Origin of the sequence: Maribacter sp. 2-571 (assembly GCF_050589625.1) — a bacterium.
In the GTDB taxonomy this organism is placed as follows: Bacteria; Bacteroidota; Bacteroidia; order Flavobacteriales; family Flavobacteriaceae; genus Pelagihabitans.
The window spans coordinates 149317-163070 of sequence record NZ_JBNGOP010000007.1; the positions used below are offsets into that span (position 1 = coordinate 149317).

Below are 13754 nucleotides of genomic sequence, written 5' to 3' on the forward strand. Positions count from 1 at the left end.
CGGGTGCTGTCCACTATCGGCTCGAAAACCTAAAAACGATCAATGGCTTCAGTTCTAAAAAGGGACACCTCGTTTGAAAACATTCCCTCCATAAAGGCAAAAACCTTACGAATCAACCTTAATCCCGATATTTATGGCAGTTTTGCGGAGATCGGCGCCGGTCAGGAAACCGCAAGACATTTTTTTAGATCAGGAGGTGCATCGGGTACCATCGCCAAGGCGATGAGCGCCTACGATAAAGATTTTAGCGATGCCATTTATGGTGTAGAGGCAGACGGAAGATATGTTACCCAAGCCCGATTAAAACGGATGTTGGCCCATGAAATGAACCTCATGGAAGAGCGTATTAGTAGGGAGAAACACCCGGAACGATTGTTTTTTTCCTATGCCAATACGGTGGCGACCATCGATTTTTCAAAACGCTATAAAGGCCACGGTTGGGTTGGCATACGGTTTCAATTGGAACCTGGCCAAAAAGAATTCGACGAAATTATCCTTCACATCCGTTTCAAACAAAATGAGGCGCGATTACAGCAGGAAACCTTGGGAACTGTTGGCGTAAACCTGATATACGGTGCTTTTTACAAGTATGACAAGCCGCGTAAACTGCTTCGTTACATCTACGACCACATCGATAAGGATACCATAGAAATCGATATGGTGAATTTTTCAGGGCCGAACTTTAAAAATGTGGACAACCGCCTTATGAGCCTTCAGCTCATACGCAACAACATGACGGATGCAGTAATGTTCGGGCCGGACGGAAACAACTTGTTGCCGGCGGCAGAACTATACAAGAAAAATATTTTGGCCATGCGCGGTAGTTTTCGGCCCGTTACCAAGGTCAATACCGATATGTTTCACAAATCCTATGATATTTTTATCAGGGACCCATCGGTAAATGAAGAAAAAACGATCATCATTTTTGAAATAACCTTGAGCAACCTTAGGGCCTCGGGAGAAATCGATGAACAAGATTTTATGGATCGTGCGGAGCTGTTATGCTCTTTGGGCCAAACGGTAATGATCTCAAAATTTCAGGAGTATTATAAGCTGGTAGAGTATTTTAACAACTATACCAAAGAGAAAATAGGGCTGACCATGGGCGTCAATAACCTGGTCGACATCTTTGATGAAAAGTACTACCGCAATTTGAGCGGTGGTATTCTTGAAGCCTTTGGAAAGCTGTTTTTCAAAGACTTACAGGTATATCTGTATCCGATGAAGAACACGGAGACCGGTCAGATAATGACCAGTAACAACGTAAAAGTGCACCCGCGGATGAAAGAACTGTACAAGTTTTTCAAGTACAATGGCAAGGTGATGGACATTATCGACTACGACCCCGAAATCATGCACATTTTCTCGCGTGACGTTCTCAAGAAAATTATGAACGAAGAAGGTGGTTGGGAAGAAATGCTTCCCGAAGGAATCGCGGAAATGATTAAAAACAACAAGCTGTTTACCAGAAAACAACTGCCCGAAAAAAAAGAGGATACCAAAAAGAAAACCGCTAAGAAATAATTTCTTAGCGGCAGTTTCCGTTACCTTATCGCTTTTATGGCTCAATCGAGCAGTTGCGCGGCGTGGTCTTTCGTTTTTACTTTGTCGATAACCTTCGTTACTTTTCCATCTCCATCGACTACAAAGGTTTTTCTATGGATTCCGTCGTATTCCCTTCCCATGAATTTCTTTGGGCCCCATACACCAAAAGTTTCGATTACCGTTTTATCGACATCGGCCAATAAAGGGAATGGAAAGTCATACTTTTTCTTAAAATTGGACTGCTTTTTTTCGGAATCGGCACTTACCCCCAACAACTCGTAGCCTTGCTCCTGTAAGGCCGCATAATTGTCCCGTAAATTACAGGCTTCGGCCGTACAACCGGGGGTATTGGCAGCGGGATAAAAGAAAACGATCAATTTCTTTCCTTTATAATCGGAAAGTTTAACAGTATTTCCGTCTTGATCCGTGGTGGAAAACTCAGGAACGGTGTCCCCTATTTTTAGTGTATTCATGCGTTTATATTACTTAAATTTGTGTTTATTATTTTCGTCGTAAAATTAAACAAAAATGACCAAAGCCGAAAAGGTTGCCTTCACAATAAAGACATTACGGGAGTACTACCCTGAAATTCCTGTGCCACTGGACCATAAAGATCCCTATACCCTATTGATTGCCGTTCTATTGTCCGCTCAAAGTACTGATGTACGGGTAAATCAGATTACCCCGTTATTGTTTGCCAAAGCGGACAACCCCTATGAAATGGTAAAACTTACCGTGGAAGAAATTAGGGATATCATACGCCCCGTTGGTCTTTCCCCAATGAAATCGAAGGGCATACATGGATTATCGGAAATCTTGATCGCCAAACACGATGGCAAGGTCCCTAAAGAAATCCATCTTTTGGAAGAACTACCGGCGGTGGGCCATAAAACGGCAAGTGTAGTGGTTTCGCAGGCCTTCGGTATACCCGCATTTCCGGTAGATACCCATATTCATAGATTAATGTACCGGTGGGGCTTTTCAAACGGTAAAAACGTGGTGCAGACCGAGCGGGATGCCAAACGCCTTTTTCCAGAAGAAATTTGGAACGACCTACATTTACAGATTATTTGGTATGGTCGGGAATACAGTCCTGCCAGAGGATGGAATCTGGACAAGGACGTGATTACAAAAACGATCGGTAGAAAAACGGTAATCAATGCATACCATAAACTAAAAAAAGCCCGTAAATAACGGGCTTTTTTCAGTAGTACACAGGTACTAGTTCTTTTAATTCAAGTTGTTCTCAAAACGCACTCCATCATATTTTACAATATGTAACGACTTGGAATAATCCAATAGAAACTTCACAGTTTCCGGACAAGCCTTAGTGAGTTCACAATCTCCTTGGTTTTTTGCGTAAGTTTTTTCCATATTGATGATCGTATAGTTATATTACCATAACGCCATCAATATAAAAATATTGTTTTACTCCCGAAGAGTTCTTTTAGTTGGTTAGTACAATGTTGTTTTTTTCAATGATTTTTCGAAGATTTATCAAAGCGTAACGCATACGTCCCAAAGCGGTGTTGATGCTCACCCCGGTGTTTTCCGATATTTCTTTAAAACTCATATCCTTATAAATACGCATTAAAAGTACTTCTCGCTGATCGTCGGGAAGTTCGTCGATCAGACTTCTAAGATCACTATCGATCTGATCTTTAATCAATTGTTTTTCAGCATTTAACTTATCATCACCGATTACCGAGAAAATATTGAAATCCTCGTTTCCTTCGAACATCGGCATTCTTTTGTTTCTTCTGAAATGATCGATGATCAAGTTATGTGCTATGCGCATCACCCATGGCAAAAATTTTCCTTCTTCGCTATAGGAACCTTTTTTTAGTGTCTTGATGACCTTTATAAAAGTATCTTGAAAAATATCTTCCGTAACATCCTTATCCAACACCTTCGAATAAATAAAACTGGATATTCGCTGGTTATGTCTGTTGATCAGAATTTCCAATGCTTTTTCGTCTCCACTGATAAAGTTGTTTACTAATACTGAGTCTTCAATTTGAAATTCCATACGATCAAGTTTTTTGGTTAAGTAGATGATTTTGATTTAGTAAGCTTTGTTGGTCTTTGTTTGGTTGCTCAAACTGTTATCGTATCGATACCAGCTTTGTTTTTTAATTATGACCTAAAACTATACAATACCCCATGTTCTGTAAAAACATTGTTGTCAAACCACTGGTTTTTGATGTGAAATCCCTGTTTGGATAATTTGAACACAATTTAATCGAGAATATCACGTTCGGCGGAAATCTCAAAACATCGACGAACGGTATTGTTTCATCTATGAAATACCTGGTTTTTTGGTTTAGGGCCAAAAAAAAGCCCCCGTGTGTACGGGGGCCCTACTTTTTATATCCGAATTCAATTCTTGCAACTCTCCAATACCAAACCGTTTGCCGTCTCTTCGATATAAAGGCTTTTAGAATAATCCAACAGGAACTGCAGTCGTTCCTTTTTGGTTTTTACCAACCTACATGCAGTATCGTCATTCACGTAAATATCTTCCATAAAATCTTAAATAATAATGTCGTTCCTGTTGATAACGCCATATAAGTACTATTTCATTTATCCGTTCGACCTGTGGTAAATTAATTCGTTAAAACTATGTTGTGCTTCTCAATGATCTTCCTAAGGTTGATCAAGGCATAGCGCATTCTGCCCAGGGCAGTGTTGATACTTACACCGGTTATCTCCGAAATTTCCTTAAAACTCATATCCTTATAGATACGCATCAACAACACTTGCTTTTGGTCCGTCGGCAATTCCTCTATAAGATGGTTCAAGTCGCAATCGATCTGCTCTTTGATCATTTTCTTTTCAATGTTCAAGCGATCGTCGCTCACAAAAGAAAAAATGTTGAAACTATCGCTTCCCTCGAACATGGGCATCCTGGAAGTTTTTCTGAAATGGTCAATGATCAAATTGTGGGCAATACGCATTACCCAGGGCAAAAACTTTCCTTCCTCACTGTAGGTTCCCCGTTTTAGGGTGCGGATTACTTTAATAAAGGTATCCTGAAAAATGTCTTCCGTAATATCGCGGTCGTTGACTTTGGAGTATATAAAGCCGCTTATACGTTGGTTGTGGCGATTGATTAAAGTGGCCAAGGCCCTTTCATCACCTTCAATATAATTTCTAATGAGTTGGGAATCGTCGATAAGTACATCCATAACAATTACTTTTTTGGTTAAAACAACGACCTTACCTGGGGTAGAAGGTCTTTAGGTTATTCCTAGAATTTTAAAAAAGTAATTTTTTGCTATAGGCGTTTAACGTTTTATTAGTACCAAATATAGAAAAAATTAAATACAACCGACAAATTTCTGTATAAGTCTGTGAAAAATTGATAGGTAAAACGACATCCTTGGGTTACAATTCGGGGTATCGTATCTTTGCGCCCATGAGTATAAAAATGCCGGAAATAACCGAAGTCGACCCCAAGAACAACATCATTATTAAAGGTGCCAAATTGCACAATTTAAAAAACATAGATGTTGTTATCCCAAGAAACAAATTAGTGGTGATTACCGGGCTTTCGGGCTCCGGAAAGTCAAGTTTGGCGTTCGATACCCTTTATGCGGAGGGTCAACGAAGGTACGTGGAAAGCCTATCGTCCTACGCCAGACAGTTCCTGGGAAAATTGGACAAACCAAAAGTCGATTATATTAAAGGTATCGCCCCCGCCATAGCCATAGAACAAAAGGTAAACTCCACCAATCCGCGTTCTACGGTAGGCACTACCACCGAAATATATGACTACTTAAAACTAGTGTACGCCAGAATTGGACGAACCTATAGCCCCATATCCGGTAAAGAAGTAAAAAAGCATACGGTAAGCGACGTGATCGATCATGTAAAAAGCTATGATTCCGGTATAAAATTGCTATTGCTGGCCCCGATTCATATCGATAAAGAGCGAGACCCCGTAAAGTCCCTACAATTGCTTGCCAAACAAGGTTATGCCCGAATTAAATACAAAGGTGAAATTCTACGTATCGAATCGGCTCCAAAAGATATCGGACGTTCTTTTCATTTGGTGGTGGACCGGATCATTACACAGGACGATGAAGACTTTTACAATCGCTTGGCCAATGCCATCGATTCCGCTTTTTTTGAAGGAAAGGGAGAATGTATTATTGAAGCGCTTTCCAATGCGGAACAGGTTACCTTTAGCCGAAATTTCGAATTGGACGGCATGTCCTTTCTGGAACCCAATGTTCATTTGTTCAGTTTCAACAACCCTTATGGTGCCTGCCCCAAATGTGAAGGCTATGGCGATGTTATTGGAATTGACGAAGATCTTGTAGTGCCCAATACCGCACTATCCGTATACGAAAATGCTATTTTTCCCTGGAGGGGTGATAGCATGGGGTGGTATAGGGACCAATTGGTCAATGCGGCATACAAATTTGATTTTCCCATTCACAAACCTTGGTTTCAACTTTCCGAGGTGCAGAAAAAATTGGTCTGGAAAGGAAACGACCATTTTATTGGTCTTGATAAATTTTTTACCACCCTTGAAGAGAAAAGTTATAAAATTCAAAATAGGGTAATGTTGTCGCGCTACAGGGGCAAAACAAGATGTAACGCTTGTATGGGTCGCCGTTTGCGCGAAGAGACCGATTATGTAAAAGTACAGGACAGGGCCATTTCCGATTTAGTAGAGTTGCCCATTGAAGAACTTATCGGCTTTTTTAAAACATTGCAATTGACCGAGACCGAAAACCTGATCGCCTCAAGACTTTTGAAGGAAATAAACACCAGGCTCGGTTTTTTACTTAAAGTAGGGCTCGGTTACCTTACGCTGAACAGAAAATCGAATACTTTATCGGGGGGCGAAAGTCAACGCATCAACCTTGCCACATCACTGGGGAGCAGTCTTGTCGGAAGTATGTATATCTTGGACGAACCCAGTATAGGTTTACACCCAAAAGATACCGAAAACCTGATCGAGGTATTAAAATCGCTTCGCGACCTTGGTAATACCGTAATTGTAGTGGAGCATGATGAAGATGTAATGAAAGCCGCCGACCGGGTGATCGACATAGGTCCGGAAGCCGGAACGAACGGGGGCCAAGTTGTGGCGGACGGAAGCTATGAAGAGGTATTGAAAACCCAATCGTTGACCGCAAAATATTTGAACGGTACCGAAGAAATCGAAGTTCCCGAAAAAAGAAGAACATCAAAACATCAGATTACCATAAGAGGGGCACGGGAACATAACCTTAAAAATATCGACGTTACGTTTCCCCTAAATATGCTTACCGTAATTACCGGAGTCTCGGGAAGTGGAAAAAGTACATTGGTAAAGCGACTGCTGTATCCGATACTGCTAAAGGAAGTTGGCGGGTATGGTGAAAAGGCGGGGCAATTTACGGCCGTAGAGGGCAAATACGCCCACATTAAACATATTGAATTTGTCGATCAAAACCCTATCGGGAGGTCGTCCCGCTCCAATCCCGTAACCTATATAAAGGCCTATGACGACATCAGGGCCCTTTTCGCTTCCCAAAAACTCAGTAAAATAAGGGCCTACCAAGCAAAACATTTCTCCTTTAACGTAGATGGCGGCCGTTGCGAAAAATGCAAGGGCGAAGGAGAGATTACTGTAGAAATGCAATTTATGGCCGACGTACATCTGGAATGTGATACCTGTGGTGGAAAGCGTTTCAAAAAGGAAGTTTTGGAGGTAACGTTCAACGGTGCTTCCATAGACGATGTGTTGAACATGACCATTGACGACGCCATCGATTTCTTTCAAGAGCACCAACAGCAAAAGATAACGGGAAAACTGAAACCCTTACAGGATGTAGGGCTCGGTTACGTAACATTGGGGCAATCCTCCTCTACCCTTTCCGGTGGCGAGGCACAGCGGATCAAACTGGCTTCGTTTTTGGTAAAAGGCACTACAAAGGACAAGGCCTTGTTCATTTTTGATGAGCCCACTACCGGACTTCATTTTCATGATATTAAAAAACTGTTGAAATCTTTTGACGCATTGATGGATAAAGGCCACTCCGTTATAGTGATAGAACATAATATAGAGTTGATCAAATGTGCCGACTATATTATAGACTTGGGCCCGGAAGGGGGAGATAAGGGCGGATCATTGCTGGCCGAGGGTACCCCAGAAGCAATTATAAAGAACAAAAAATCTTACACGGCACAATATTTAAAGGAAAAGTTGAGGCGTAACTGATGTCATTTTTATGAAACCCCAGTTCCACGCGAAAGAGACTTTTACACAATACTCCCTAGATAGTGACCTCTTACCGGTGCCCAACGTAATTTGCATGTGCTGCCCGTTGCTATCAGAACAGTGGATAAATGTCCATAGCTATCTCCAAAAATGCGCTGTATTTACTGCAGCAATGAAAACCTATAGCGACCTCCAATACATCTTAAAAGTTTTAATTTTGTTTTAAATAACTGATTTTCAGATTTTTAAATATTATCACTATTTTTTGGCACGCTGTTTGGTATATCTTAATCGAATGTGAATAATTCCATTCAGAATTCCACCTGCCGACGGCAGGTCCAAAAACCTTATATCATGAAAAAGCTCGTACTTCTTTTTTCAGCCTTAATATTTGGTACCAGTGGTATCATGGCTAACAGTACATTAGAGAATAAGGTTGCAGAACGCAATGCTTATAGGTTCAACAACTCCTTCATTTTCGTAGAAAATGGTGTTACGTTTTCAGTATATCCCGATGGTGAATTTGATTTTTATATAGAGTCCCATGTTCAGGGACGTAGAAATGGGCTAACCATGAATTCCGGGTTTGATTATAGCCCGTACGCCCAGTATGACGATTATGGAGCCGTAATACAAGTAGAAAACGTTCCCGTGTTTTACGATTACTACGGTAGGGTATCCCAAATCGGGGATGTCGATATCCGTTACCGCAACAATAGGGTTCGAAGTCTTGGTGGAATGTATGTTTATTATAACAACCGTGGATTTTATGATTACCATAGAGGGTTCATCAACACCTACAACAGGGTTTATGTATACCGTCCCTTCCACGCATTTTTTGCCAGACCGGCGGTAGGTTTTTGCCTCGTGTACAACCGACCTTATAGAAGGTATTACGCCCCGGTTCGATATACGTATTACAACCCGTATCGCTATAATACCAGAAGAACGTATGCGAAGATCGGTAGGGAACACCGTTACAATTCGGTACGTAGGGAGCGCGCTTCCATCTACCGGAACGACAAAAGGGTTGCCGTACGTAATAACGTTAGACGTGGTGATGTAGGAAGAAGTAACCGAAATATGGATCGTACGACCACTAGGGCACGAAACAGTGTTGCCAGAAACAATAAGGCCGTTCAAAAAAACCGAAATGTACGTAGCGCTGTCAACAATGGTAGGGCCACAACAAGGGCCAGAGGAAACAGTAGCACCGTGCGAAGCAATTCGGGGAATCGTGGTAAAACGATACAACGGAGTACTATTAAAAGAGGAAGTGCCAATGTAGGCCGCACACAAGGGACAAGAACACGTTCCAACAACATTGCCAAGGCGCCCAAAAGGAATACCGTAGCCACGCGCTCCGTGACCAGGACACCAAGAAGCACAACGGTTACCAGAAGTCGAACTACGTACAAAGCACCGAAACGAAGTACGGCCCAAAGGAGCCAACGTTCTTCGAATGCCACAAAAAGTAGAAGCACCGTCTCAAGAAATTCGAGAGCTACCAGTTCAAGATCAAGTGGCAGAAGTGTAAGAAGACAGTAACAGTATTAAAATAGTTTTTAGGTTGGTTAGTTGTTTACCTCCGTAGCGGATTCGTCCACTGCGGAGGTTTTTTGTTGTACCAATTCGAACAGGCCCTTGGATTACTGCACTAAAACTATCATTCAATACGGCACGGAACGAGAAAACCGGAGTAGCGTCAGTTTCCCATGGTCCTTAACGCTAGCATCAACCGTTTGTACGCTCGGCAATAGCAATGGTGACCTTTATGGATTTGCTAATGGGCGTATTGCTCTTGTCGGCATATTGGTCGTGCGGTATCAGCACGTTGGTTTCCGGAAAATATGCCGCAATATTCCCTTGCGGTATTTCATAGGGAACCACCAAAAACCGTTTGGCGATCCGTGTTACGCCCCCATAGGAACTGAATAGGTGTACCACGTCTTTTTCCTTGAGCTTGCGTTTGTGCATGTCACTGGGATGCATCAAAACAACTCTCCGCTCGTTATAAATGCCCCGGTACCGATCGTCCAGGCCGTATATAGTGGTATTGAACTGATCATGGGAACGAATGGTCATCAACAGCAACTCGTCGGGCATTAAATCGTGTTCCGGAATCCGGTTTACGGTCAACTGTGCCTTTCCGTTTTTCAGTTTGCTAAAATCGAGTTCACGCACATTGTTGGGAAGGTAATATCCATTTCCCTTCGAACGGGTTGCAGTATCCTTAAAGCCTTTGATAACGGTATCGATACTTTTGCGAATCAATTCATAGTCCTCCCCCATCGCTTTCCAAGGCACCGGATGATCTCCATTAAAATAGGTGTCGGCAAGAGCCGCAATAATTTGGGGCTCGGCCCTTAACTGCTCCGAAGCGGGTTTTAATATTCCCCGGGAACGCTGCACCCTTCCCATGCTATCTTCCATGGTTTGGTATTGTGGGGTACCGTTTTTCATATCCTTCTCGGACCGACCGAAAGTGGGCAATATCAAGGCCGTTTTTCCCGTGACCAAATGGGTACGGTTCAATTTGGTACTGATCTGAACCGTAAGCTGGCACCGTTGCAATCCCGCCGCGGTGTATTCGGTATCCGATGCCGCCATCAGAAAGTTTCCGCCCAAGCATACAAAGACCTTACAGTCGCCCTCATACATTGCCTTTAGGGTGCCTACGGTATCAACCCCCTTTTCAGTGGGTGGATCGAAGCCTAAGTGTTTTTCGATACGTTCGTTCAAGTCTTTATTCACAAAATGCATGATTCCTACACTACGATCTCCCTGCACGTTACTATGACCGCGTACGGGACAGGTACCGGCATTGGGGCGACCGATAGCACCCTTTAGCAACAATAGGTTCACATATTCCCGTATGTTTTCCACCCCGTTTTTATGTTGTGTAAGGCCCATGGCCCAACAGACCACGATTTTGCTCTTACCCGCGAGCATCGCTACCATAGTATCGATCTGCGCTTCGGATACACCACAATCGGCCAATAGGGTTTCCGGCGTATAACGCGACAGGTCGTGCTTCAATTCTTGATAGCCATCGACATAGGCAGCTATAAAGTCATGGTCAAAAACCGCTTTGTTTATGGCATCCAGGGCAAACAACTTTTGCAGTACCAGTTTCATTAAGGAAATGTCCTGGTTGATTTTAACTGGTAAATGAAGATCGGCCAAATCCGTTCCGTTACCGATAAAACCGGAAACCTTTTGAGGGTTTTTAAAATTGACGAGTCCCGCCTCCCGTAAAGGATTGATGCTAATGACCTTTCCCCCGTTTTGTTTACACTTTTCCAATGCCGAAAGCATTCGCGGATGGTTCGTTCCCGGATTTTGACCGGCGACGATTACGACTTCGGCATGATAAAGGTCTTCAAGCTTTATGGACCCCTTACCGATTCCCAACGTCTGTGAAAGTGCCATTCCGCTGGACTCATGGCACATATTGGAACAATCGGGCATATTATTGGTGCCAAAGGCACGGGCAAACATGCCGTACAGGTATGCCGCTTCATTACTAGACCGGCCCGAGGTATAAAAAATAGCTTCATCGGGCGAATCGAGCGAACGAAGTTCCGAAGCGATCAAGTCATAAGCTTCGTCCCATGAAATGGGTTCATAATGTTCCTTGTTCGGCCGCAGTACCATAGGTTCGGTCAACCTTCCGAACCGGTTGAGCTCATAGTCGCTTAACAACGATAACTGCGCTACACTGTTGTTTGCAAAAAAGGATCTTCCTATCTGTTTTGAAGTAGCTTCATCGGCCAGGGCCTTGGCCCCATTTTCACAATATTCGGCCACTTTTGAAGGGGTCTCGGGATTGGGCCAAGCACAGGAAGGGCAATCAAAACCATCTTTCTGATTCATTTCCAGTAGTGCCCGCATTGCTTTGAGCACGCCCATTTCCTTAAATCCATGCCGTAGCGCCTCTTTTACGCCAAGCACCCCGGCGGCCGAATCCATGGGTTCCTTTAGCCGTATTCCGGTAAAACGTTCCGGTCCCTGTGCCGATACGTTCCTTATTTTCTTTTGTTTCATCCCTTAAAAATACCTTTATATCATTTTAACTTTGAAATGGTATTAATTGCGTTATTGTCGCATACTTTCGTTTCCGTTCTTGATCTACGACCAAAACCGTTTATGGTATCGCTACCGAACAGTTGTTCTCGGCAGCCCTGTAAATGGCCTCTATCACACGAATGTCCTGAAGCCCCTCCTCTCCCGGTACCAGCATCGGGGTATCCTGAATTATGGACCGTGCATCGTTGTCCATTTGTGCCGCTTGTTGGTTTGGCAATGGAAAATCGATTAGGGTTCCATCCGACAATTTTCCTTTATTTCCACTATAGGCCGAGTGCGGGTCCATTTTAAGCCAGCCCTTCTCATAGGCCACGTGCAAATTATTGGTGCGCGTTCCAAAACTGCTTTGACAGGAAGCTATCGTACCACTCGGAAAGGTTAACTGGAAGGACATCGTCTCCTCTACTTCGGTGTAGATTTCGGGACGGGTAGTCGACGCTTGGGCGGAGACCATTATAGGTTCCTCGCCGGTAACCATACGTGCGCTCTGTAAGGCATACACCCCCATATCGCCCATTACCCCACCGCCGAGCTTTTTATTTTGTTTCCAATGATCGGTACGCAGATCTACATAACCGGCCGTGCATGAAATAATTTTTGGAAGTCCAAAGGGCCTTGTTTTTCCCATTTTTTGAAAGAATTGCACATTTGGATCGTGTTGACAACGATAACCAATGGCCAATTTTACCTTGGCCTCCTTACAGGCCTGGATCATGGCCTCACACTCCGCTACGGTCCGCGCCATTGGTTTCTCGCACCATACATGTTTGCCGGTTTCTGCGGCTTTTATGGCATATTCCGCATGCAGACCGGGAGGCAATACCACATAGACCACGTCAATATCCGGGTTGTTGGCTATGGTATTAAAATTGTCATAGGAATACACGTTCTTATCGGCAATTCCATATTTTTTTTGCCAAAGGGGCACTTTTTCAGGACTTCCCGTAACAATTCCCCTAAGCTTGCAATGTTTGGTCAATTGCAGGGCCGGTGCCAGCACCTCGGTGCTATAATACCCCAAACCGACCAATGCCACGCCCAATTTGTCCAAAGTCCGATCAGTGTTTGCGAAAAACAGCTGTGGGGCCAAACCGGTCGCAGTGGCCAATATGCCCGTTTTTTGAATAAAATGTCTGCGGTTTTTGTCCATTGCGTTAGTTTAATCTGGAAAATACGATTTTCGCGCCAAATTATGGTCAATAAAATGCCGCTGAAAAATAAGGATGGGATGGTCTTCCTGTAAAAATCAACCATCCTTTGAAAATTACCTGATTATCGAAGGTTGCACGGGAGCTTCTTCCATTTTCCGTTTTTATTCCTTTTCTTCGTTCCAAATTGTGACTGTATGACCATTTTTGTTGACATGGATGAGGTTATTGCCGATACCTACGGCGCCCATATTGAAATTTACAACCGGGAGTTTAACGGAACCCTTCAAGTATCGGACTGCATGGGAAAAGAAGTATGGCAATGTGTGCCGGAAATACACCAAAAAAGCATTCGGAACCACGCGCGTCGCCCTGGGTTTTTTAAGGACCTTACCCCCATCAAGGACAGTATTAGCGTTCTTCGGGAGATAAACGAAAAACACGAGCTTTTCATCGCTTCGGCGGCCATGCAATTTCCCAACTCCCTTCAAGAAAAATCGGAATGGCTCGATCGGTACTTTCCTTTTATCCACTGGAAAAACAGGATTTTATGTGGGGATAAACACATTCTAAGGGGAGATGTGCTGATTGACGACCGCAGCTATAATTTAGACCGTTTTGAGGGAGACACGCTACTGTTCAGTTCGCCGCACAACAGCAATAGCGATGGACACGCGAGGGCAAACGATTGGACCGAAGTGGCCCAAAAGCTATTGTAGAAAAACCATATCCTTTTCTCAACAAAGCGCAAGACA

The 13754-nt window shown here is 43.5% G+C and carries 12 protein-coding genes; 5 read left to right on the plus strand and 7 right to left on the minus strand.

Annotated features, from left to right (window positions below; translation table 11 throughout):
* Window positions 1-42: 42 nt before the first annotated feature.
* Complete coding sequence (locus ACRD7P_RS07445; protein WP_430906914.1) at window positions 43-1524, plus strand: TonB-dependent receptor; 1482 nt, start codon at window positions 43-45, stop codon at window positions 1522-1524.
* Window positions 1525-1565: 41 nt separating this feature from the next.
* Here ACRD7P_RS07445 and bcp read toward each other — a convergent pair whose 3' ends face one another.
* Entirely contained in the window at window positions 1566-2018 is a 453-nt protein-coding gene (bcp, locus tag ACRD7P_RS07450; protein WP_430906915.1) for a thioredoxin-dependent thiol peroxidase, read from the minus strand.
* A 55-nt stretch (window positions 2019-2073) separates the two neighbouring features.
* Here bcp and ACRD7P_RS07455 point away from each other — a divergent pair, with 55 nt between their 5' ends.
* Entirely contained in the window at window positions 2074-2739 is a 666-nt protein-coding gene (locus ACRD7P_RS07455) for an endonuclease III domain-containing protein (protein WP_430906916.1), read from the plus strand.
* A 36-nt stretch (window positions 2740-2775) separates the two neighbouring features.
* On the opposite strand, the gene ACRD7P_RS07460 is transcribed toward ACRD7P_RS07455, so the two are convergent.
* The 4 genes from ACRD7P_RS07460 to ACRD7P_RS07475 all read right to left on the minus strand — a co-directional run bounded on the left by ACRD7P_RS07460 (window position 2776) and on the right by ACRD7P_RS07475 (window position 4733).
* Window positions 2776-2919, minus strand: coding sequence for a hypothetical protein (locus tag ACRD7P_RS07460; RefSeq protein WP_430906917.1), 144 nt, complete (start codon window positions 2917-2919; stop codon window positions 2776-2778).
* A 73-nt stretch (window positions 2920-2992) separates the two neighbouring features.
* Entirely contained in the window at window positions 2993-3574 is a 582-nt protein-coding gene (locus ACRD7P_RS07465) for an RNA polymerase sigma factor (protein ID WP_430906918.1), read from the minus strand.
* A 350-nt stretch (window positions 3575-3924) separates the two neighbouring features.
* Window positions 3925-4071: a hypothetical protein gene (locus tag ACRD7P_RS07470; protein WP_430906919.1), complete on the minus strand. Its 147-nt coding sequence runs from the start codon at window positions 4069-4071 to the stop codon at window positions 3925-3927.
* 80 nt (window positions 4072-4151) lie between these two features.
* Complete coding sequence (locus ACRD7P_RS07475; RefSeq protein ID WP_430906920.1) at window positions 4152-4733, minus strand: RNA polymerase sigma factor; 582 nt, start codon at window positions 4731-4733, stop codon at window positions 4152-4154.
* A 242-nt stretch (window positions 4734-4975) separates the two neighbouring features.
* On the opposite strand from ACRD7P_RS07475, the gene uvrA reads away from it, so the two are divergent.
* Together uvrA and ACRD7P_RS07485 are read left to right on the plus strand one after the other, a co-directional pair.
* Entirely contained in the window at window positions 4976-7762 is a 2787-nt protein-coding gene (gene uvrA / locus ACRD7P_RS07480) for an excinuclease ABC subunit UvrA (protein WP_430906939.1), read from the plus strand.
* 354 nt (window positions 7763-8116) lie between these two features.
* Window positions 8117-9310, plus strand: coding sequence for a hypothetical protein (locus tag ACRD7P_RS07485; protein WP_430906921.1), 1194 nt, complete (start codon window positions 8117-8119; stop codon window positions 9308-9310).
* A 186-nt stretch (window positions 9311-9496) separates the two neighbouring features.
* Here the strand turns inward: ACRD7P_RS07485 and ACRD7P_RS07490 are convergent, their stop codons facing one another.
* Window positions 9497-11809: an FdhF/YdeP family oxidoreductase gene (locus ACRD7P_RS07490; protein WP_430906922.1), complete on the minus strand. Its 2313-nt coding sequence runs from the start codon at window positions 11807-11809 to the stop codon at window positions 9497-9499.
* A gap of 100 nt (window positions 11810-11909) precedes the next feature.
* Window positions 11910-13001, minus strand: a complete 1092-nt coding sequence (locus ACRD7P_RS07495; protein ID WP_430906923.1) for a Gfo/Idh/MocA family protein — start codon at window positions 12999-13001, stop codon at window positions 11910-11912.
* Window positions 13002-13196: 195 nt separating this feature from the next.
* On the opposite strand from ACRD7P_RS07495, the gene ACRD7P_RS07500 reads away from it, so the two are divergent.
* A complete protein-coding gene (locus ACRD7P_RS07500; RefSeq protein ID WP_430906924.1) occupies window positions 13197-13718 on the plus strand; it encodes a 5' nucleotidase, NT5C type in 522 nt (173 codons plus the stop codon).
* Window positions 13719-13754 lie beyond the last annotated feature (36 nt).

What these genes read in the sequence shown, in the direction of transcription:
- ACRD7P_RS07445 (WP_430906914.1), top strand. Translation starts at nt 43, where the DNA reads ATGGCTTCAGTTCTAAAAAGGGACACCTCGTTTGAAAACATTCCCTCC.
- bcp (WP_430906915.1), bottom strand. Translation starts at nt 2,018, where the DNA reads ATGAATACACTAAAAATAGGGGACACCGTTCCTGAGTTTTCCACCACG.
- ACRD7P_RS07455 (WP_430906916.1), top strand. Translation starts at nt 2,074, where the DNA reads ATGACCAAAGCCGAAAAGGTTGCCTTCACAATAAAGACATTACGGGAG.
- ACRD7P_RS07460 (WP_430906917.1), bottom strand. Translation starts at nt 2,919, where the DNA reads ATGGAAAAAACTTACGCAAAAAACCAAGGAGATTGTGAACTCACTAAG.
- ACRD7P_RS07465 (WP_430906918.1), bottom strand. Translation starts at nt 3,574, where the DNA reads ATGGAATTTCAAATTGAAGACTCAGTATTAGTAAACAACTTTATCAGT.
- ACRD7P_RS07470 (WP_430906919.1), bottom strand. Translation starts at nt 4,071, where the DNA reads ATGGAAGATATTTACGTGAATGACGATACTGCATGTAGGTTGGTAAAA.
- ACRD7P_RS07475 (WP_430906920.1), bottom strand. Translation starts at nt 4,733, where the DNA reads ATGGATGTACTTATCGACGATTCCCAACTCATTAGAAATTATATTGAA.
- uvrA (WP_430906939.1), top strand. Translation starts at nt 4,976, where the DNA reads ATGCCGGAAATAACCGAAGTCGACCCCAAGAACAACATCATTATTAAA.
- ACRD7P_RS07485 (WP_430906921.1), top strand. Translation starts at nt 8,117, where the DNA reads ATGAAAAAGCTCGTACTTCTTTTTTCAGCCTTAATATTTGGTACCAGT.
- ACRD7P_RS07490 (WP_430906922.1), bottom strand. Translation starts at nt 11,809, where the DNA reads ATGAAACAAAAGAAAATAAGGAACGTATCGGCACAGGGACCGGAACGT.
- ACRD7P_RS07495 (WP_430906923.1), bottom strand. Translation starts at nt 13,001, where the DNA reads ATGGACAAAAACCGCAGACATTTTATTCAAAAAACGGGCATATTGGCC.
- ACRD7P_RS07500 (WP_430906924.1), top strand. Translation starts at nt 13,197, where the DNA reads ATGACCATTTTTGTTGACATGGATGAGGTTATTGCCGATACCTACGGC.